At 31.2% G+C, this 17,849-nt stretch carries 28 protein-coding genes and 1 pseudogene; 5 read left to right on the top strand and 24 right to left on the bottom strand.

Translation table 11 applies throughout. From position 1 onward, the window contains the following. Positions 1–4: 4 nt before the first annotated feature. From JQN76_RS10290 to JQN76_RS10210, 17 genes and pseudogenes are all read right to left on the bottom strand, one after another. Positions 5–1,279, bottom strand: coding sequence for a PBSX family phage terminase large subunit (locus tag JQN76_RS10290; protein ID WP_000207537.1), 1,275 nt, complete (start codon positions 1,277–1,279; stop codon positions 5–7). Continuing rightward, a complete protein-coding gene (locus tag JQN76_RS10285) occupies positions 1,266–1,694 on the bottom strand; it encodes a helix-turn-helix domain-containing protein (RefSeq protein WP_000090969.1) in 429 nt (142 codons plus the stop codon). Before JQN76_RS10285 ends, JQN76_RS10290 begins: the two co-directional genes overlap by 14 nt. A 152-nt stretch (positions 1,695–1,846) precedes the next feature. Further along, on the bottom strand, positions 1,847–2,335 hold the full coding sequence (locus JQN76_RS10280) for a sigma factor-like helix-turn-helix DNA-binding protein (RefSeq protein WP_000653930.1): 489 nt from the start codon (positions 2,333–2,335) through the stop codon (positions 1,847–1,849). 276 nt (positions 2,336–2,611) lie between these two features. Continuing rightward, positions 2,612–3,076 carry a hypothetical protein gene (locus JQN76_RS10275; RefSeq protein ID WP_000835355.1) on the bottom strand — a complete coding sequence of 155 codons (465 nt, stop codon included), beginning with the start codon at positions 3,074–3,076 and terminating at the stop codon, positions 2,612–2,614. Between the two features lie 8 nt (positions 3,077–3,084). Then, positions 3,085–3,180, bottom strand: a pseudogene (locus tag JQN76_RS10270) (DUF1381 domain-containing protein); the annotation flags it as partial. A 141-nt stretch (positions 3,181–3,321) separates the two neighbouring features. After that, positions 3,322–3,852, bottom strand: a complete 531-nt coding sequence (locus JQN76_RS10265; RefSeq protein ID WP_000185176.1) for a MazG-like family protein — start codon at positions 3,850–3,852, stop codon at positions 3,322–3,324. Beyond that, complete coding sequence (locus JQN76_RS10260; RefSeq protein ID WP_000860979.1) at positions 3,845–4,156, bottom strand: hypothetical protein; 312 nt, start codon at positions 4,154–4,156, stop codon at positions 3,845–3,847. The genes JQN76_RS10265 and JQN76_RS10260 overlap by 8 nt, the downstream gene beginning before the upstream one ends. After that, a complete protein-coding gene (locus tag JQN76_RS10255; RefSeq protein ID WP_000714410.1) occupies positions 4,156–4,320 on the bottom strand; it encodes a hypothetical protein in 165 nt (54 codons plus the stop codon). Before JQN76_RS10255 ends, JQN76_RS10260 begins: the two co-directional genes overlap by 1 nt. Before the next feature lie 14 nt (positions 4,321–4,334). Continuing rightward, the gene (locus JQN76_RS10250) at positions 4,335–4,625 is read right to left on the bottom strand and encodes an SAV1978 family virulence-associated passenger protein (RefSeq protein ID WP_000946005.1); all 291 of its coding nucleotides are present in this window, start codon (positions 4,623–4,625) and stop codon (positions 4,335–4,337) included. After that, positions 4,626–5,528 (bottom strand): DnaD domain protein, encoded by a 903-nt coding sequence (locus tag JQN76_RS10245; protein WP_000929466.1) that lies wholly within the window; start codon positions 5,526–5,528, stop codon positions 4,626–4,628. Positions 5,529–5,540: 12 nt separating this feature from the next. Continuing rightward, on the bottom strand, positions 5,541–6,089 hold the full coding sequence (locus JQN76_RS10240; RefSeq protein ID WP_000702007.1) for a hypothetical protein: 549 nt from the start codon (positions 6,087–6,089) through the stop codon (positions 5,541–5,543). 26 nt (positions 6,090–6,115) lie between these two features. Continuing rightward, positions 6,116–6,895 (bottom strand): ATP-binding protein, encoded by a 780-nt coding sequence (locus tag JQN76_RS10235; RefSeq protein WP_000907597.1) that lies wholly within the window; start codon positions 6,893–6,895, stop codon positions 6,116–6,118. Continuing rightward, positions 6,896–7,432 carry a host-nuclease inhibitor Gam family protein gene (locus JQN76_RS10230; protein WP_001004327.1) on the bottom strand — a complete coding sequence of 179 codons (537 nt, stop codon included), beginning with the start codon at positions 7,430–7,432 and terminating at the stop codon, positions 6,896–6,898. A gap of 4 nt (positions 7,433–7,436) precedes the next feature. Then, positions 7,437–7,703, bottom strand: coding sequence for a hypothetical protein (locus JQN76_RS10225; RefSeq protein WP_000786634.1), 267 nt, complete (start codon positions 7,701–7,703; stop codon positions 7,437–7,439). Next, complete coding sequence (locus JQN76_RS10220) at positions 7,693–8,010, bottom strand: DUF2482 family protein (RefSeq protein WP_000786993.1); 318 nt, start codon at positions 8,008–8,010, stop codon at positions 7,693–7,695. Before JQN76_RS10220 ends, JQN76_RS10225 begins: the two co-directional genes overlap by 11 nt. A gap of 86 nt (positions 8,011–8,096) precedes the next feature. Then, positions 8,097–8,258: a DUF1270 family protein gene (locus tag JQN76_RS10215; protein WP_000072840.1), complete on the bottom strand. Its 162-nt coding sequence runs from the start codon at positions 8,256–8,258 to the stop codon at positions 8,097–8,099. A 98-nt stretch (positions 8,259–8,356) separates the two neighbouring features. Then, positions 8,357–9,040, bottom strand: coding sequence for a phage repressor protein (locus JQN76_RS10210; protein ID WP_001157025.1), 684 nt, complete (start codon positions 9,038–9,040; stop codon positions 8,357–8,359). 60 nt (positions 9,041–9,100) lie between these two features. On the opposite strand from JQN76_RS10210, the gene JQN76_RS10205 reads away from it, so the two are divergent. Next, a complete protein-coding gene (locus tag JQN76_RS10205; protein WP_000800341.1) occupies positions 9,101–9,307 on the top strand; it encodes a hypothetical protein in 207 nt (68 codons plus the stop codon). Here the strand turns inward: JQN76_RS10205 and JQN76_RS10200 are convergent. The 3 genes from JQN76_RS10200 to JQN76_RS10190 form a co-directional block, all read right to left on the bottom strand. Next, complete coding sequence (locus JQN76_RS10200) at positions 9,296–9,466, bottom strand: hypothetical protein (RefSeq protein ID WP_000392387.1); 171 nt, start codon at positions 9,464–9,466, stop codon at positions 9,296–9,298. The two genes, JQN76_RS10205 and JQN76_RS10200, sit on opposite strands and share 12 nt — an antisense overlap. A gap of 264 nt (positions 9,467–9,730) precedes the next feature. After that, entirely contained in the window at positions 9,731–10,006 is a 276-nt protein-coding gene (locus JQN76_RS10195; protein WP_000932238.1) for a hypothetical protein, read from the bottom strand. Positions 10,007–10,032: 26 nt separating this feature from the next. Further along, complete coding sequence (locus tag JQN76_RS10190) at positions 10,033–10,251, bottom strand: DUF739 family protein (RefSeq protein WP_001209962.1); 219 nt, start codon at positions 10,249–10,251, stop codon at positions 10,033–10,035. Between the two features lie 167 nt (positions 10,252–10,418). Between JQN76_RS10190 and JQN76_RS10185 the strand changes: the two genes are divergently transcribed. From JQN76_RS10185 to JQN76_RS10170, 4 genes are all read left to right on the top strand, one after another. After that, the gene (locus JQN76_RS10185; protein ID WP_000664917.1) at positions 10,419–10,811 is read left to right on the top strand and encodes a helix-turn-helix domain-containing protein; all 393 of its coding nucleotides are present in this window, start codon (positions 10,419–10,421) and stop codon (positions 10,809–10,811) included. 146 nt (positions 10,812–10,957) lie between these two features. Continuing rightward, a complete protein-coding gene (locus JQN76_RS10180) occupies positions 10,958–11,341 on the top strand; it encodes a hypothetical protein (protein ID WP_000554410.1) in 384 nt (127 codons plus the stop codon). 11 nt (positions 11,342–11,352) lie between these two features. Next, the gene (locus tag JQN76_RS10175; protein ID WP_001183750.1) at positions 11,353–12,048 is read left to right on the top strand and encodes an Ltp family lipoprotein; all 696 of its coding nucleotides are present in this window, start codon (positions 11,353–11,355) and stop codon (positions 12,046–12,048) included. A 52-nt stretch (positions 12,049–12,100) separates the two neighbouring features. Further along, a complete protein-coding gene (locus JQN76_RS10170; RefSeq protein WP_001836882.1) occupies positions 12,101–13,228 on the top strand; it encodes a site-specific integrase in 1,128 nt (375 codons plus the stop codon). 139 nt (positions 13,229–13,367) lie between these two features. On the opposite strand, the gene glnA is transcribed toward JQN76_RS10170, so the two are convergent. From glnA to hflX, 4 genes are all read right to left on the bottom strand, one after another. After that, positions 13,368–14,708, bottom strand: a complete 1,341-nt coding sequence (glnA, locus tag JQN76_RS10165) for a type I glutamate--ammonia ligase (protein ID WP_001126603.1) — start codon at positions 14,706–14,708, stop codon at positions 13,368–13,370. Between the two features lie 18 nt (positions 14,709–14,726). Then, a complete protein-coding gene (locus JQN76_RS10160; protein ID WP_000624945.1) occupies positions 14,727–15,095 on the bottom strand; it encodes a MerR family transcriptional regulator in 369 nt (122 codons plus the stop codon). Positions 15,096–15,337: 242 nt separating this feature from the next. Then, positions 15,338–16,576, bottom strand: a complete 1,239-nt coding sequence (locus JQN76_RS10155) for a methionine gamma-lyase family protein (protein WP_000652047.1) — start codon at positions 16,574–16,576, stop codon at positions 15,338–15,340. An 18-nt stretch (positions 16,577–16,594) separates the two neighbouring features. Beyond that, positions 16,595–17,833 (bottom strand): GTPase HflX, encoded by a 1,239-nt coding sequence (gene hflX / locus JQN76_RS10150; RefSeq protein WP_000068617.1) that lies wholly within the window; start codon positions 17,831–17,833, stop codon positions 16,595–16,597. Positions 17,834–17,849 lie beyond the last annotated feature (16 nt).

Below are 17,849 nucleotides of genomic sequence, written 5' to 3'. Positions count from 1 at the left end.
TTCCTTAGAACATGTTTCTAATCCTTGTTAAATCATCTATTTTATTTTCAGTTTTCTTATCTTTAAAAATTAAATTACATACAGAATAGCGAAGCGCATCTATGCAATGATTATATGTATCTACAGGTTCGTTATAGTATTCGCCGGTATTTTTATCTTTTTTCCATGTATAGTTATCTAATTCTTCAATAGTTTTAAAACATCGTTCATCAACTATAATTTCAAATTGACTAATAAATTGAATTCCGGCCATAATGCTATCTTTACCTTTGATTGCAGGTTTAATTCTTCCTATACCATGCTTTCTAATCTCAGCTATACTTTTTTGTTCAGCTGAATCAGCACTTATCACTTCTTTACTAAATCCTAAATTTTTAATAAGTTTAGCTATTTCATCGTTCAACATTCCTTTTTTCACATATTCTGAAATAATATAGAGCTTCTTATTTTCAATATCAATTTTCAAATGTATCAATGCACTAGGATCATTAATGTACCCAAAATCTAAACCAAAATAAGATGGTAAGTGCCTAATTTCATCAGTATTAATGATTCGTTTTTCATATTTTGGAAAAACTAATTTATCTAATGTAGCGAACTCTCCTAACGCATATATTTTGTAATAGGCTGGATTTCTGTTCGCTAATTCTTCTAGATTATTCTTAGTCATTTTGTCCAAAAATTTATTATCCTTATAACTTGATTGCCTAATCAAGACCCCATCCATTTGTACACCATTTGCAAAAAAGTATTTATAAACCCAATTTAATTTAGAAACAGGGTTAAACATCAAAAATATTTGTTTACTCTCATGTTTACGTTCCCTTAAACGTAATGTTAATTGTGTATAATCATCTAATGTAAATTCAGATGCTTCTTCCATCACAATATCTGAAACAGCTTTAATGGACTTTATTTTCTCAGGATTATCTAAACCTTTAAATAAAAAAGTAGCGCCATTTGGTAGCACTACTTTATTATCGGTTTTATTCCATTTGCATAAGTCCCATATTTTGAAGGAAATCAAACAACTTCTCACATCTTCAAATAAGCTATCAGTAATAGTTGCTTGTACTTTTCTAAGCCATAATACTTTCCTAGGATATTTCCATTTTTTTAATGCTTTTAATACTACTTTTTGTACAACTCCATGTGACTTACCACTGGATCCACCACCATAATGAACTTCAGTAAAATGTGAGTAATCATTGATAATTTCAAATATATTTTTATTAAATATCTTATTTGGTTCCTTAATATTAATCTTAATCGTCGTCAACGTAGTCACCTATGTTTATTTCGATATTGCGATTTGTAATTTCTTGTTCAACCTTATCTCTATATTTATGGGGTAATCTATTTTTGAGAGCGAATATTAGTGATGTAGGATTAGCATGTTCATATTTCTTGATTTTTACTACTTCACCTTTATTAGTAACTGTTTCTTCTTCGTAATAATAGCCAACCGCTCTTTTATGAAGTGCATTCTCTAATTCATAATCTGATACCTCTTTGCCCTTTTTTATGGCGTCTAGAAAGTCTGGTATATTCTTTTTCCATTTAATTAAAGTATGTTTGGAAACACCTAAATTTCTAGCAATTTGCTCATCTGTTAAACCATCGCGCTTCCAACCTTCTACTAAACCTAATTTATTTACTATATCCAACTTTTCATAAAGTTCTATTCTAGCCAACTATTATCACACACCCTTACGCTAATTGCTTTAAAATTAAATTTAAAAAGCCTATCTAAGACATAGCTCAGATAGGCAATAAAAATTGGAGGAGACCAAAACAAAGATTAATTAATCTTCTACATATGTATCAAACATAAGACAAAAAATCACTATATAAATAAATTTGTTTCAAGTTCATTTTTTATTTTAATTTCAGCTCTTTTAATATAGTTTTGCACACTACCTATTTTCAAATTTAATAAACTAGCAGATTCTTTATAAGTAAGCCCCTCACATTTGACCATAATAAAACACTCTAGTTCTTTAGGTGTTAACTTCATCAGTGCGTAGCTCACTTTATTATTAACATTATTAATTATATCATTGTATTCAATATCTGAATTCTTTTTATACATTGATTCGCTAAAAGCCTTATTGATCACATCATTATCTACTAAATAGCATTGACTTCTATCTATTGCGTTATAATTGCCTGGTTCGTGTCCACATTTTAACCATTCAATTGTATAATCAATGTCTTTTAATATATCTTTGTAATTACTTAATTTATCCTCTTCATCTACTTTATATTCAAGTGATTTTATTTTATTGAGTACGCAAAGTCTCGTTTTCCTATATTCAATTAGCAAGTCTTTCATGATGTATCTCCTCGATGTAAGCATTAATAAAAAGTCTAATGGCTAATTACGTTTTAAATAAATATCGAGTTCTATTAATTCAATAAATATAATTATTAAAAATATTGTTAATATATACTCGATAAAATTAAATCCAAATCCTAATGTGATTGCGAGACTTAAACAAACAGTAAATAATAGAATTGCAATCATTCTGATATATTTATTAACGATATATTTGCATGTATAAAATAAAATTATTGTCAAAATCATAAATGTTAAGTTTAATAAAATCATTCATGATAACCTCTTTCCTCTTCTAATCTTTACATTCTCTCTATTTAACGCGCAGTTCAAACTATCCATGAGCATAACGTTATCTCCCATTGTTAATGTTTTTCTACCAGATTTACGTATAATGCCCTCACCTATAATGACAATGCCTACATTTTCTTGTTTAAGAATTGAACTCAAATCTGTGTATTTTACTTCTTCATATAGGTTTCTCGGTAAAACTAAGTAATTATAATGACCTACAAAAGACAATTTAGCTGAACTCTTTAAATCTGCTTTTGATACTTTAATTTCATATGCCCTAAAAATATTTCTAGTATCATAGGTTAAAAAGTCCACGATTTCACGCCCATGTGTGAGAGGCTTACGCCCAATGACTACCTCATGACATCCACACATTCCCATTTTGTCTATGATCAGTGAATCATATAAATACTGTTCCGCTTCTATGGTTGCTATTGATTTCACTTTTGCAACACCTCATTAAATCTTTGATTGCTCTTAGCTCTAGTTATGTGTGTATGTTTACGTCCTGTAGAATCTTTGAATGTTGTGATTAAGTATTGTGCCACTTACTCGACACCTCTTTCACTTGCATGTTACTTGCATTTCACTTAAATTCTGCTTATATTTCGGGGTTATATCACTTGCACGTTACTTGCAAACTCTATTGACTTCATTTTTGCAACACCTCATCAAATCTTAGTAGCATTTTAATCGCAATTTAAATCTGAGTCTTTTACGAATTTACCATCAATCATTTCGCCTTTCCTGTTTTTGATTTCATCATAGGCAAGTGCTAAACATGTTCTTAAATCGGAACTATTTTTATATGCCGTTTCTTTAAGTAAATAGGTAATGTTTGTAATCAATGTTTGAATTTCACTAAACAAATTGCCATTATTATTATCAGACATAAAATCTTCTAGTTTTTCACCTAAGTAAAATAGTGATTTAATATAATTTAAAGTATTAACCTCACCTTCACCGAAATCAGATAGGCTTAACGCTAATTTAATATTGCCTTTAATTTGTTGCATCATGATTATTAATACAACAAACATGTCACCTATACTATCTTTAATTAATTGCATATCTTGTTTATTTAATCCTCGTACTAGTTCTCCATGTTCTTCGACCAACTTATCAAACTGCTTTAAGGGACTTGCATGATTTATATTACGGTCAACACTCCATTGTTCTACTTTTCCAATTAATTCATCAATAGTTAATGAATTAGTCATTATTAAGCAACTCCTTAAATTTTTCTTCACTAATTTCAACATCTACTAAATTACATGTTTTAAACCATTCACTTGGTCTGTAATTTTGAATTGCATCTTCTCCGTAACGTTCCTTTAAGATATCACTCAAATTTTTTTCTTCCCTCAAAAAGATTTCTTTAGCTTTCTTTTTATCCGGTTTACTTCCGTCTTTATTTGCAAATAGTATTGCCTCATCTAAATCTTGGCACCACCCTTCAAATTCACCAATGTATACGCCTGATTCGTCTTTATGTTCAAATGCTAATGCTGGATATGTTTTCATTATTCATATTCCTCCTCTACATTAATTTCATATTCATCACAATCAAATGGCACTTCCATTCTCGCAAAATCATGCGCCTCATTTTCTGCTTCGTCTAAACTTTCAGCCTCGATAGTCTCTTCAATCATGCCAGTATATGTGATTTGAACATTAAATTTTTTCATCTTCTTGCTCCTCCTTAAAACAAACTGAGTTGTTTTGCCTTTTCGAAATACAATTCGTTACTTTCAATGTAGCTAGCAAATTCTAATTTGTTATTGAATTTCTTTTTCACGCCTTTAAACATCGTTTTGTGATGACCGTGAATAAGATATATGTCATTCACTACATGAACATGAGCAACTTTTCTATCTGCTTGGTATAAATATTGTTTGCTGTCGAAAAATTGTTTAATCAGACTTTTATTTTTTCTAAGCGTATATTGTCGATTTGTTGATGCATCGTCACAAATATTATTTTGTCTTAACACCTAATCACCCCAATGAGCATTTAATTTTTTTAAAAATTCAGCCCTGTCTTTTTCAAATTCTTCATCAACTTCGACAGCTGTATTTTGATTTTGATTGGTTAACCAACTTGGCGTTTTTTCTTTAGACTTATAATTTTCTTTTTGCTTATTCTGCATTTTTTTCGTGGCTTTATATTGAGCTTCATAAGCTTTAATTTGATCGTAGTTGCTTAAATTCATTTGTAACCAAGAATTTAAAATACTTTTAGCGTAACCCCAATTAACTTTATTTCTGTCTTTAGCTATCTTCAGTGCAGCAATCAAAATTTCATCCGAATCTTGACAAAAAGCATCTAGATAATAATTTATGTCTTCAAGAATATACTGAGTGATAAATCCAAATCCATTTTCTTGAAAGAAGTCGAAGACTTTATAATTCTTCTTCTCCTTCTTCATATTCTTCACATTCTTATCATTCTTTATATTCTTTAATTCTTTAGTCTTGTTCATTGTTCTGTTCAGTCTGTTGTCTTTCTTTTGTTCACTCTGTTGTTCACACTGTTGTTCACTTAGTTGTTCAGTCTTTTGTTTTTTATAATCATCATTATCTTGATAAATACCGTAGTTATGCACTATTATAGTTGTTCCGTTTTTTGTCTTTTTAGTGGTTATCATGGTGTCTTTTTCTAACGCATTCAAATAATTTCTAACTGTGTTTCTAGATACGTTCCATCGTTCAGATAATTTTAATTCTGATGTATGAAAAGAACCACGCTTTAAAACAACTAATTTCCCACCTAACATTACCTTTTTATCTGAATGATTGGTTAATAGTAATAAATCCATCCACCATTTTAGTCTCTTAGAATCCGTCCAAATCCAATGGTCTATAATTTTACGATGTATTTTTATCCAGCCAGCCATTTAAACCACGTCCTAGAACGGTAAATCATTGTCATTTATTTCTATAGGTGCATTAGCAAACAAGTTACTTTGCTGGCTCATTGGCGTCTGTTTCCCATTTGCTTGCTGTTCTATTTGTTTCATCTCATCAGTTTTAGGTTCTGGTTTATTAACTACTTCATCGCCCTTATTCCAAACTTTTACATATGAAAGTCTTACAAAGTATTTACCTTGTTCCTCGTTAAACTTATTTTTAAGTACAATAGTACCGATTTTGTTAATTAATTGATTAGTGTCAAAAGTTAAATCAGGTAAGTTCAATTTAATTCCTAATCTACTAAGTAACTCGATATATTGTTTTTCTTGAAAATCTTGTTGGAATGGTGGGACAAATTGGTTGTGTTTGTATTGTTTACCTTCGTTGTTTTCAAAAATAATTGTGAAGTATCTGTTTTCTCTGTCGTTAAACTCGACATTTGCAACTTTCACTGTGAATTCTCCAGCGCCTAAAAACTCCCCGCCTTTCATGAATGCCTCTTGATTAGTTTCTTGAATGTATAGTGCTCTACCTCTAATTTTCATGATTTTTTACCGCCTTTAGTTAATTTCTAGTTTCCATTTCTGATTGCTTGAACTACATCATTAATACTAGGATTAACGAATTTTTTACTTGAAATTGTTATATTGCTAGCATGTCTTATCTTAGTCTCAAATAAATCTGATGGTTCTGCGTTAAGTACATATTGATAAGATTTTTCGCCGTCTTGTTCATTCTCTTCAATTGTCATTCTTGCTAACACGTCAGATTGGCTAATAATTGCTTTTCTAATTTGATCTTGTGCCTCTATAGTGATTGTTGGATTGATAGTGCTACCCTCATCATCTTTATCTTTATTGATGCCCTCATGCCCGCTTATAGCAAGATGAAATTGGTACTCCTCTTGTAATTTAGAAATATATCGATAAATACTTACAATTCGCGAAGCACACTCGCCCCAATCATTAAATGTCGGTTTTTTAATCTTACCTTTCATAACATTCTCAATCGTAATATCTCTCAACTTCTGAATAGTCTCTATTACTACAACATCGATTTGTTTGCCATTTTCCCTAAGCTGTTCTATAACTTTTGGTAATAATTGAATTACTGTCCTAAAATGCTCATAATTTTTGATTTGTACAACTGCACCATCTTCAGTTACCGTTGTCCCATCTTCGTTTATATCTAGTACTAAAGCATTATTATCTTTGGTTAAAAATGTAGTTTTACCAGTCCCGAATCTTCCGTAAATAGCGAATTTATAAAACTTATTAGCATTTTGTTTGCTGATATCTTTCACACCTAGTTGCCTTAAGATATCGACGCCTTGAATAGTTTTTCCAGCCATCTATTCTCCCACCTTAACTGTGTAAGATGTTGGTTTTTCGATAATTCTAACGCCCTCTAAAATCTCGCCATTCACATCAATCAACGTGCCATTTTCAGTTACATTGAAATCTTTCTTAATCTCTGATTGACTAAGTTTTTTTGTCAATTTTACATAGTCATTCAGTCCACGTTGTTCAAGCTGTTCAATAACTTTGTTTTCGTTACTAACTTGTATCACTTTTGCCCCTTTTCGAGAGGTTACTTTGCCGTATGGCGTATTTAACTTAAATTTTTTATCTTTCTCTTTTTCAATTCTGAAATACTCAATCACAAGACTTTGAAGGTATTCCTTATTACTTTGTAATTTCTCAATTTCTTTATCGCGCCATAAATTTATACGTTCGATTTCACTGCTTGCCAGTTCATTAATTTCATTCTCTTTTGTTGTAATTGCGTCTAACTTTTTAAAAACCCAGTTAGCGCTATTTAAATCTGTGACTTGAAACCGGTCATCTTGTTCAAATGTTTCTAGTTCTCGTGCTTGTAATTCATTCATAAAACTAAACACCTTTCTTAACTAATATCTGCCCACGCATTACCGATATAATATAGTTCTTCATCCGTTCATGTGACTCTGGATATACTTCTAATATCTGTAACAACTTGTTATTTGTTTTATAACTATCGTGATAATGTAAAAAATTAATAATAATCTGTGAGGTTGGTGTCTGTTCGATTTCCAACAAGCAGTTTTCATTCGTTTTCTTAAACTCATCAAATAGTTGTTGATATAGAACAAACATCTTTTCATTAGCATCATTCTTCATTGTTATCATCATCCTTGTCGTCATCTATACCTAAAAATTTTTTTAATTTATACATTTCGATAACATTTGCGATATCGTGGTAATCATTTTCGTTATTCAATAAATTAGCAAGACCTGCAATATCCCCAAGCGCACAATGTGACGATGATGTAGTATGTCCATTACTAACCCCTACAGTTGAAAAAAGTAAAGCGTCAAATTCAGTTTCTTTATTGATTTCATTCACTAATTCAAACAATTCTCCATTCTTTTCAGCCAATAAATCTCTTAATTCTTGTCTGCTCATGTTTTTAAATTCATTTTTCATTGTTGTCTTCCCCCAAAATTGATATACTTTATTTGTTAATTGTTTTTTAATTTCTGATTGCTAATTGTCGTTAGCAGTCAGTTTTTTTATTCTCTAAAAAAATACTCATCATAGAAAATGAATATTGCAATGCCAGTACTTGCAGCAATTACCCATGCTGTTGTGAAGTACAAAAATGGCATTAAACAAATTGCTAAAATTGTTATACACATTACTGCTATGATGTAACTTTTATATGTGTTAGACATTCGCATCCTCCCTGCCTTAATACTTCGTGAATAATTCCTAGTTGATACATTTTGTTAAACTAATAAGTTGCCATTTCTTCACTCATTGTGACCCCTACCTATTCTGTTAATTTCATTTCTAATTGGTACGTTGTTTCATATGATGGTTGCCATCTCTCTACAAATCTAATCGCTTCTTGATATCGTCCTCGAGGTATACAGTTGTAACTCGGTACGTCGAAAATTTTTTTAATACTTTTATATATTTCAGCGAATAACTTTCTTGATACCTGGTCGTAGAAACCGTTAAATTTGTTTCTCACAATTTCCGCAACTTTTTGAGCAACTAACCTTTGAATATGTTTCGCTTCTCCATGCATAATTGGATATGTTTCTTCGATTTTAGTAACACGTTCATCTAATTCTGTGTTGCCCTGTGCTATTAATTGAATTTGTTCCGATGTAGTTAATGGTTTTGTTTGGTATGTTCCTGTTCTTCTTAGTGATGGTAAAACTTCCGAAGTTACCCAACGTTTGAACCTTTTCGCATTTTCTAATTTGCTAGAAAAGATTAAACTGTATAATCCAGATTCGTTGATGATCGTTACATTTCTGTTTTGACCTGACGTAACGATTCGTGACGTCAGCTTATCTTCCTCATCTACATGGTCAGATAAAGTTTTTCTTGAATTTGTGTAACCTAAAATGTCAGCAACATCTTTTCCTATAAAATATGGTTCGCCGTCAACTTCTAATGTCCTTACTGGTAATTCTTCAAAATTAAATGTTTGTAATTCTTGCAAATTGTTTTTGCTCCTTTCGTGTATAATTTAGATATCTCCTAATGGAAGGAGGTGATAGATATGAAAAACGTTTACGCTTGTTTACTTGGTGAATGGGTTAATTTGTCTAATACAGAAAACGTAATTATCGATAACTCATATAACGATGTAAATCATTGGTATAAAGAAAAAATCGATACACTGTTTGATTACGATTACATCAATATTGAGATTGATAATGTTCACTACCGTATTCATCCAAGTTTCATCCAAGTTTTAACTAAGTGATTTCTTAAGTACTTCACAGCTGTGACTGTCAAGCTCCACCTTGACGGTCATATGGCTGTATACTCTTTCAACTTCTTGCACAATTCTGTCCCATTCATATTTGGGCATGCCATTGATACCTTCTAAAATTTTGTTCAAACGATTTTGTGGTTCTTCCATTTGAATTTCCTCCTTGATTCTTTATTATTTAAATTTATTGCTATTGACACGATTGAAAGAATCATTGCTAAAATACTTACGATTAACCAAACCATTTATCATTCCTCCTATTAATTTATTTTTCTTCATCTCACACCTTTTAAATCCTTAATTTGTATAACTTTCTCGTTCTCTAGTTTTATTTTCAGTTGATCATTTAGAATTTTTTTCATACAATCAGCTCGTTCTGTTTCGTTTTTGAATAATTGACTATTACTCATGTGGTTAATGTCCTCCAATTCGATTGATTAGCGTTTGATAAGCCTCTAATACTTGCGGATAAAGGTATAACACTCTAGTGCCTACTCGTCTTGTCACTGCTACAATTTCAGGTTCATAGACTATCTTTTGTATTAGCGTTGCTTTACTTAAACCAGTAATCTCCACTAAATCTTTAATATCTACAGTTGCAACTTGCCTCTTGTAGGTACTTAAGATTTCATCAACTTTCTTTTGTACTAAATCGTTAATCATTGCTTCATTCAGTTGAATATTTAGCATGTTTTTCACTCCTTTATAATTCAATTCTATTGAACTTCTGTGTTAAAAAAATAAATTGGAATCTCTGACTCTTTAATTTCTAACAAGTTTACAGCTTTAAATATTTCTCTGTCTTTCCAACCAACTTTATTATTAAGTTTTAACGATATACTCCTTTCCGACAATTGCATTGCATGAGCAAAGCTATATCTGCTACCAAATTTCTCAACTATTTTCCCATTTAAACTTGAATAATCAAAACGCATAAATACCCCTCCTTTTTAGTTCAATTTTTTTGAACTTTATGAACTTAATTTATCACATTAAAAATTAATACGCAATACTTTTGTTCATATTTTTTGAATGTAGTTATTGAACTTTTGTTCAAAATTGTCTATAATTTATCTATAAGTTGCATTGGAGGTTTCTTAAAATGAAAGAATCATTTAGTTCTAGATTGAAGAAAGCAATGTTAGATAAACAAATGAAACAAATAGACATTATAAATAAATCTAAATTACTAAGTGATAACGGTGCTAAAATAACCAAAACCGATTTAAGCCAATATGTAAATGGTAAAACTAGCCCTGGACAAAAGAAACTTTATGTTTTATCTAAAGTTCTAGATGTTAGCGAAGCTTGGCTGTTGGGTTATGATGTATCACCTAAACGTCCTACTGATGAGGAACGTCATTTAAATCAAAATGAACAAATCATCGCAGCACATATAAAAGATGATGTCACAGATGAAGAGATGAAAGAAATCGTGAACTTCATCGAATATATTAAAAGTAAAAGAAATACAAATTCAAATAGCGATAAATAAAGAAAGACGCTCATTTTACTAATCATTGTATTAGTATTACTACGTCTTTCTTTTTTTATATATCAAATTATGCATAATTAAACTTCTGTTAATTGGAGATGATAACAACCGAAATATAAATCAAAATTTAATAAAGGAGTGAAATTATGCATCAATACAAGGAGTTGATGGATGATATAAAGATTAAATATATTGAGATGCCGGATAAATTAGAATGTCTGATTATAGGTAATGATTTATATATTAATAAGAATTTATCATCATCTACATCAACGAGTGAAATTAAAGAACCCATGTCTTTATATCACTGTCATTGTCATGATTTTGAATTATTAATCCCCTTAAATCAAATTAAACAAGCGATATATCTACATGACTGCAAAACCATACCTCAGTTAAGCGCTTATTTTAAAGTGCCTGTAACAGACATCTTACTAACAATATACTTCTATAAAGTTAAGTACTCAGATTTACATTTTCTCAATATGTTCAAAACCGATGTGTTAAGTATTCATCAAGAAATTATTTAGGAGGCGTTTAAATGCAACAAGAATCAACATCATGGTACAAACAAGAGTGGTGTATTGTTTTATCACTTTTATTCCTATTTCCTTTAGGCTTATTTTTAATGTGGAAATTCAGCAAATGGCCGTCTTTAGTTAGGACAATTATTACTGTAGTTATAGCGGTTATTGCTTTAGCTAGTATAACTTATATTGGACAAGTTCAGATGATTAAACCTTATGTAGCGAATTTAGATTCAAGTAGTGAAAGCGATAAATCTGACAGTATCACTGATAAAGATGAAGAGAATCACGAAAAAGCAAAAGAACAAACAAGTGGTAAATATCAAGAATCGTTTGACACGATTACAAAAGGAACATCTGATAGTTCAACTACAAGCTCTAGTTCTAGCATAGATGATAGTATGACACGTGACCAAAAATCAGCTTTAAAACAAGCAGAGTTTTATTCAGAACACTTACATTTATCAAAACAAGATATATATCATCAATTAATTTCGGAATATGGAGGCAAATTTCCAAAAGATGATGCGCAATACGCAATAAATCATTTAAAAGCTGACTATAATAAAAACGCATTAGAAAGTGCTAAATCATATGCCAAAAGTTTGAATATGTCTACTAGAGAAATTTATGATCAATTAATTTCAGAATACGGAGGACGATTTACACCTTCAGAAGCACAATACGCAATCGACCACTTAGACAAATAATTTAATTGGGCAGAATTCCTGCCCTTTCATTTATTTTAGGGAGGTAACCAATATGGCATCATTTGAAAAAAGAGGCAATAAATGGCGGTATAAAGTTCAATATAAAGATTCATTGGGAACAAAAAAAATTATAAGTAAATCTGGGTTTAGAACAAAAGCGGAAGCAAAAAAAGCAGCTTTAGAAGTTGAGTTAAATATTAAAAATGGTTATAAGGAAAACATGAATTATACACTTGAAAAATGGCTCGACTATTACTTAGAGACTTGGCGAAAAGATAAGGTTAACGATAGCACCTATAATATTGAATTATATTCAAAAAAACGATTATTAGACATCTATGACCCTAATATAAACATTAAAAATATTACACCATCGATGCACCAAAAATTCATAAACACTTTAATTCAACGTGGCTACAGTAAATCAACGCTCTCAAAAACACATCATTTGATGAAACGTGCAATGGAACGTGCTAAATATGATAGAATCATTTATTTTAATCCATGTGATGGTATTTCATTACAACATAAAAATTTAAAAGAAAAGGTTAAAGCTAAATATTTACCTAGCGATAAAATTAATCTTTTTTTAGAAATGGTTAAAAAGCGGGATATTTATCAATATTTCTTATTTAGAACACTTATAGAAACAGGTATACGAATCGGTGAGGCAAACGCACTCAATTGGAATGATTATGACAAAAAGCTTAAAACATTATCAATTACAAAGTCGTATGATCAAAAAAGAAAAAAATTTGGCACTACCAAAAATAAGGAAAATAGAATCATATTTATAAGTGACAAATTAGGAAAGGAACTATTCAAGTTGAGAACACTTCAAAATGCAAACAAAATAGCAAATAGTGAATTATATTATACTGATTATGATTTTATGTTTTGTAATGAATTTGGAGACCCACTTCCACGTTCTACCACCCACAATACAATGAAATATGTAACAGGTAAAATATTAGGAAAGGGCAATGAACTAAGTATACATAAATTAAGACATACGCATGCAACATTGTTACTAGAAAGTAATGTGCCCATGAAAGTAATTCAGGAGCGATTAGGTCATAAAAGTGAATTCATAACAAGCAACATTTATAGTCATGTCACTGAGAAAATGAATAATACTGCAAAAGAAAATTTCGAGAAATATATACGTGATATTTTTTGATTAAGGTTCCCAAAAGTTGCCCAATCGTAACAAAAGACGCATTTTACACCTCGAAAAGTTGCCCAGTTAAATCAAAAAAGAGCTAAAGCAAAACGCTCTAGCCCTTGATATTACTGATTTCCCATCATTGTTTAGCGTATTAATATTGCTTCATGTACTGATCTCTTTCCCATTCAGATACTTGAGTTCTGTAGTAATCCCATTCAATTGATTTTGAATTAATAAATTGATTATAGATATGATTTCCTAAAGCTTTTTTAATAACTTCATTTTCACGCATTGCTTTTAATGCAGTATAAAGTGTTGAAGGTAAGTCTTGAATGCCTACTGCTTCACGTTCTTCACGGTTCATTTCGTAAATATTTTGGTTAACTGGTTCTGGAACTTTTAATTTATTTTTAATACCATCTAGTCCAGCTTCTAAGATTGCAGCTAACGCCATGTATGGGTTTGCAGCTGGATCTACTGAACGTACTTCGATACGAGTAGATAATCCTCTTGAAGATGGTACACGGATTAATGGTGAACGGTTTTTACCACTCCATGCAATATAACATGGTGCTTCATAACCAGGTACTAAACGTTTATATGAGTTTACTAACGGGTTACATACAGCAGTAAATCCGCGTGCATTTTTAAGCACACCTGCTGTAAATTGATATGCAGTTTCCGTTAAGCCCATTTCAGTATTTGGATCAAAGAATGCATTTTCTTTACCTTTGAATAATGAAACGTTAAAGTGCATACCGCTACCATTCACACCGAATAATGGTTTAGGCATAAATGTTGCGTGTAAATTATGTTTACGTGCGATTGTTTTAACAACCAATTTAAATGTTTGGATATTATCACATGCTGTAACAGCATCTGCATATTTAAAGTCAATTTCATGTTGACCAGGGGCAACTTCATGGTGACTAGCTTCAATATCGAAGCCCATATCCTCTAATTCTAAAACAATATCACGACGACAGTTTTCACCTAAATCTGTAGGTGCTAAATCGAAATATCCACCATCATCATTAAGTTCTAAAGTTGGTTCCCCTTTTTCATCCAACTTAAACAAGAAGAATTCTGGTTCAGGCCCTAGGTTAAAGTCTGTGAAGCCTAAATCTTCCATTTCTTTTAATACACGTTTTAAGTTTGCACGAGGATCCCCTTCAAATGGTGTTCCATCTGTTTTATATACATCACAAATTAAACGTGCAACTTTACCTTGTCCAGCAGTCCATGGGAAGATTACCCAAGTATCTAAATCTGGATGTAAGTACATATCTGATTCTTCGATACGTACGAAACCTTCGATAGAAGAACCGTCAAACATCATTTCGTTATCAAGTACTTTTTCTAATTGGCTTACAGGCACTTCAACATTTTTAATTGTTCCTAAAATATCAGTGAATTGTAATCTTAAATATCTTACATTTTCCTCTTCTGCAAATTTACGAATGTCGTCTTTAGTGAAAGTACGTTTTGGCATTTTAAAATCCTCCAAATTTTATTTAATAAATCGGGATAAATCACCACGATTTATTGGCAAAGTTTCTCCAATAGGCTTTTGCGTGGCATCTACAATCATCTTTTTTCTTATCTCTTGTTCATCTGTTGTTAAATGCTCTTGTGAGTCATAAATGATTTGTTTAATCCCTTTGATATTAAATCCTTTTTCTAATAATGATTTAATTTCTAGTAATCTTTCCAAATCATTGAGTGAGAACAGACGTTTTTGACCTTCTGTTCTTTCAGGTTTGATGAGTTCATGTGTTTCATAGTAACGTATTTGCCTTGGCGTTAAATCCGTTAACTTACTTACTACACTCATAGAGAAGACAGCCATATTTCGTCTGATTGCATCATTCGATATCATTGTTCCTCTCCTCTACTTTTGAACTTGTTAATAACTTATCATAATTTTTTTAGGATTTCAAAAATATGTCAGGTTTTCTAACATAAAGCTTAAAACATTGATATAACTGCGATTTCGACTTCTAAAACGACATAAAACAATCTACAGCTAAAATATTTTTTCAATTTTTAAAAATAATCTGATAAATCTCCGCAAAAAATTTCACCCAAAACACATTATCATTTAGGGTGAAATTTAATCTATTATATAAGTCCTTGTTCTTTCAACTGATTAACAGCTCTTGTCACAGCAATTTTAACGTGTTCATATGTTAATCCTCCTTGAACATATGCTTCATAAGGAGGACGAATAGGTCCATCTGCAGATAATTCAATCGATGAACCTTGAATAAACGTACCAGCTGCCATAATAACATCATCTTCGTAACCAGGCATATAACTAGGTTCTGGACTAAAATGTGCATTAATTGGGGATGCGTGTTGAATACTTTGACAAAATGAAATCATTTGTTCTTTCGTTTCAAATTTAACTGTTTGAATTAAATCAGTTCGTTTTTCGTAGTACTTCGGCGTTGTGTTCATATTCATTTTTTCTAAAAATAAACTAGTAAACAATGCACCTTTAAGACTCTGACTGACAACGTGTGGTGCTAAAAAGAAACCTTGATACATTTCAAGCAATGCATTTAATGATGCACCCGCTTCTTTACCAATACCAGGTGCTGTCAATCTATAACCACATCGTTCAATTAAATCTTTTCTACCAGCAATGTATCCACCAATCTTAGCTAAACCACCGCCAGGGTTTTTAATTAATGATCCTGCTATTAAATCGGCACCACATTCTATAGGTTCACGTCTTTCAACAAATTCCCCATAACAGTTATCCACAAATATTAAAATATTAGGATGCACGTTTTTCAACCTAGTAATTACCTTTTCAATTTCATCTAGCGGAATTGAAGGTCTTTGATCATAGCCTTTCGAACGTTGAATCGCTATTACTTTGGTGCGCTCAGAAACCCCATCTAACACACTTTCAATATCGATCTTACCTTCTTTAAGTGCAATATCTTTATACGATACGCCGTGCTCCATTAAACTTTCAATACCATTTCCGTTTACGCCAATGACTTCAAGTAAAGTGTCATATGGACTACCCGTTATATAAATTAATTCATCACCATGTTTTAATAAACTTTGTAATGCAATAGTAATCGCATGCGTACCTGAAATAATTTGCGGACGAACAATTGCATCTTCTGCTTTAAATGCCTGCGCATATATTTCTTCTAAATGATCACGTCCAAAGTCATCATACCCGTATCCTGTTGATCCTTGTAGATCACTTTCGGTTGCTTTGACATGATGAAATGCATTTAATACTTTTTCTTGATTAATATATGCTGTTTCTTCAATTTCTTTAAAATATGGTGCTAACGTTGATTCGACGTCAGCTACTATCTTACTTATATCTTTCATTTGAATTTCGTCCTTTTATTATTTTTTAAATCCTTTTATACGATAAACATTTTCAATTTCATCATATTTAAGTTCAGTCACTAATGTATGTTGTTTTAGAAAATATAATCGATCTGCATTATTCGTCGCAATTGTCTCATCATAATAAGTTAATTGCCTTTTGATTTCATCAATAAATAACGTCTTAACAAGTAATTTATCACCATCATTTTTAGAAGAAACAAAAACATTAGGCAAATCACTTGCTGGACGATTTGATGCATGATCACATAAGTCCTTTTTATTAAAAATAACTATTTGAGAAATATGACTCATATCTAATTGTTTGATTAAATCATTAACTGTGTCATACTGCGTACGGTATTCAGGATGGCTACTATCTACGACATGTACTAATAAATCTGCACCTTTAGCCTCTTCTAAAGTTGATTTAAAAGCTGCAATTAACGTCGTAGGTAGTTTCTGTATAAAACCAACAGTATCTGAAATAATTAAATTAAATCCATCATTTATTTGAATTTGTCGTGTTTTAGGATCTAACGTTGCAAATAATTGATCTTTTTCATACGTCTCTTCATTTGCTAAAACATTAAACCATGATGATTTACCAGCATTTGTATAACCAACTAAAGCTACTTGAAACACCTGATTTTGATTTCTTTTATTTCGATATCTTTCGCGATGTTCTTCTACCGTCCGCAATTGATGTTTAATTTCATTCATACGAGTTCGAATATGTCTGCGATCCATCTCTAACTTCGTTTCACCAGGGCCTCTAGTTCCAATACCGCCACCTAAACGAGAAAGGCTTTTACCATGGCCTTGCAATCTAGGTAATAAATAATCAAGTTGTGCTAGCTCTACTTGCAATTTACCTTCTTTACTTCTTGCTCTTAATGCAAATATTTCAAGAATCAACTGAGTTCTATCAATAATTTTTACACCTAAAGCTTCATTTAGTGATTTGGATTGTGCAGTCGTTAATTCATCATTTGTGATGACTACATCAATATCTTTGAACTCAATAAATGCTTGAATTTCTTCAATTTTACCTTTACCAACATAATATTTGCGATCTACACGATCTCTGTTTTGAGTAATTTGACCCAACACTTCAAGTTGGCAAGTCTCTGATAAAGATGATAATTCCTCCATTGTAGACTCAAAATTAAATTGCTTATCATCTTGAGCATGTACACCGACTAAGACAGCTTTTTCTAGTTTATTTTTAGTATCATGAATTTGTTGCTGAGCCATGTTATACATCTCCTTA

It is taken from the genome of Staphylococcus sp. SM3655, assembly GCF_016917315.1.
GTDB lineage: Bacteria > Bacillota > Bacilli > Staphylococcales > Staphylococcaceae > Staphylococcus > Staphylococcus aureus.
The sequence above is the reverse complement of the archived record's forward strand: the minus strand, read 5'-3'. Positions and strand labels throughout refer to the sequence as shown.

Excerpts from the sequence above, each read along its gene's own strand:
- JQN76_RS10280 (WP_000653930.1), bottom strand. The coding sequence starts at position 2,335 with ATGAAAGACTTGCTAATTGAATATAGGAAAACGAGACTTTGCGTACTC.
- JQN76_RS10265 (WP_000185176.1), bottom strand. The coding sequence starts at position 3,852 with ATGACTAATTCATTAACTATTGATGAATTAATTGGAAAAGTAGAACAA.
- JQN76_RS10260 (WP_000860979.1), bottom strand. The coding sequence starts at position 4,156 with ATGAAAACATATCCAGCATTAGCATTTGAACATAAAGACGAATCAGGC.
- JQN76_RS10255 (WP_000714410.1), bottom strand. The coding sequence starts at position 4,320 with ATGAAAAAATTTAATGTTCAAATCACATATACTGGCATGATTGAAGAG.
- JQN76_RS10245 (WP_000929466.1), bottom strand. The coding sequence starts at position 5,528 with ATGGCTGGCTGGATAAAAATACATCGTAAAATTATAGACCATTGGATT.
- JQN76_RS10240 (WP_000702007.1), bottom strand. The coding sequence starts at position 6,089 with ATGAAAATTAGAGGTAGAGCACTATACATTCAAGAAACTAATCAAGAG.
- JQN76_RS10235 (WP_000907597.1), bottom strand. The coding sequence starts at position 6,895 with ATGGCTGGAAAAACTATTCAAGGCGTCGATATCTTAAGGCAACTAGGT.
- JQN76_RS10230 (WP_001004327.1), bottom strand. The coding sequence starts at position 7,432 with ATGAATGAATTACAAGCACGAGAACTAGAAACATTTGAACAAGATGAC.
- JQN76_RS10225 (WP_000786634.1), bottom strand. The coding sequence starts at position 7,703 with ATGAAGAATGATGCTAATGAAAAGATGTTTGTTCTATATCAACAACTA.
- JQN76_RS10220 (WP_000786993.1), bottom strand. The coding sequence starts at position 8,010 with ATGAAAAATGAATTTAAAAACATGAGCAGACAAGAATTAAGAGATTTA.
- JQN76_RS10215 (WP_000072840.1), bottom strand. The coding sequence starts at position 8,258 with ATGTCTAACACATATAAAAGTTACATCATAGCAGTAATGTGTATAACA.
- JQN76_RS10205 (WP_000800341.1), top strand. The coding sequence starts at position 9,101 with ATGAAAAACGTTTACGCTTGTTTACTTGGTGAATGGGTTAATTTGTCT.
- JQN76_RS10200 (WP_000392387.1), bottom strand. The coding sequence starts at position 9,466 with ATGGAAGAACCACAAAATCGTTTGAACAAAATTTTAGAAGGTATCAAT.
- JQN76_RS10195 (WP_000932238.1), bottom strand. The coding sequence starts at position 10,006 with ATGCTAAATATTCAACTGAATGAAGCAATGATTAACGATTTAGTACAA.
- JQN76_RS10190 (WP_001209962.1), bottom strand. The coding sequence starts at position 10,251 with ATGCGTTTTGATTATTCAAGTTTAAATGGGAAAATAGTTGAGAAATTT.
- JQN76_RS10185 (WP_000664917.1), top strand. The coding sequence starts at position 10,419 with ATGAAAGAATCATTTAGTTCTAGATTGAAGAAAGCAATGTTAGATAAA.
- JQN76_RS10180 (WP_000554410.1), top strand. The coding sequence starts at position 10,958 with ATGCATCAATACAAGGAGTTGATGGATGATATAAAGATTAAATATATT.
- JQN76_RS10175 (WP_001183750.1), top strand. The coding sequence starts at position 11,353 with ATGCAACAAGAATCAACATCATGGTACAAACAAGAGTGGTGTATTGTT.
- JQN76_RS10170 (WP_001836882.1), top strand. The coding sequence starts at position 12,101 with ATGGCATCATTTGAAAAAAGAGGCAATAAATGGCGGTATAAAGTTCAA.
- glnA (WP_001126603.1), bottom strand. The coding sequence starts at position 14,708 with ATGCCAAAACGTACTTTCACTAAAGACGACATTCGTAAATTTGCAGAA.
- JQN76_RS10160 (WP_000624945.1), bottom strand. The coding sequence starts at position 15,095 with ATGATATCGAATGATGCAATCAGACGAAATATGGCTGTCTTCTCTATG.
- JQN76_RS10155 (WP_000652047.1), bottom strand. The coding sequence starts at position 16,576 with ATGAAAGATATAAGTAAGATAGTAGCTGACGTCGAATCAACGTTAGCA.
- hflX (WP_000068617.1), bottom strand. The coding sequence starts at position 17,833 with ATGGCTCAGCAACAAATTCATGATACTAAAAATAAACTAGAAAAAGCT.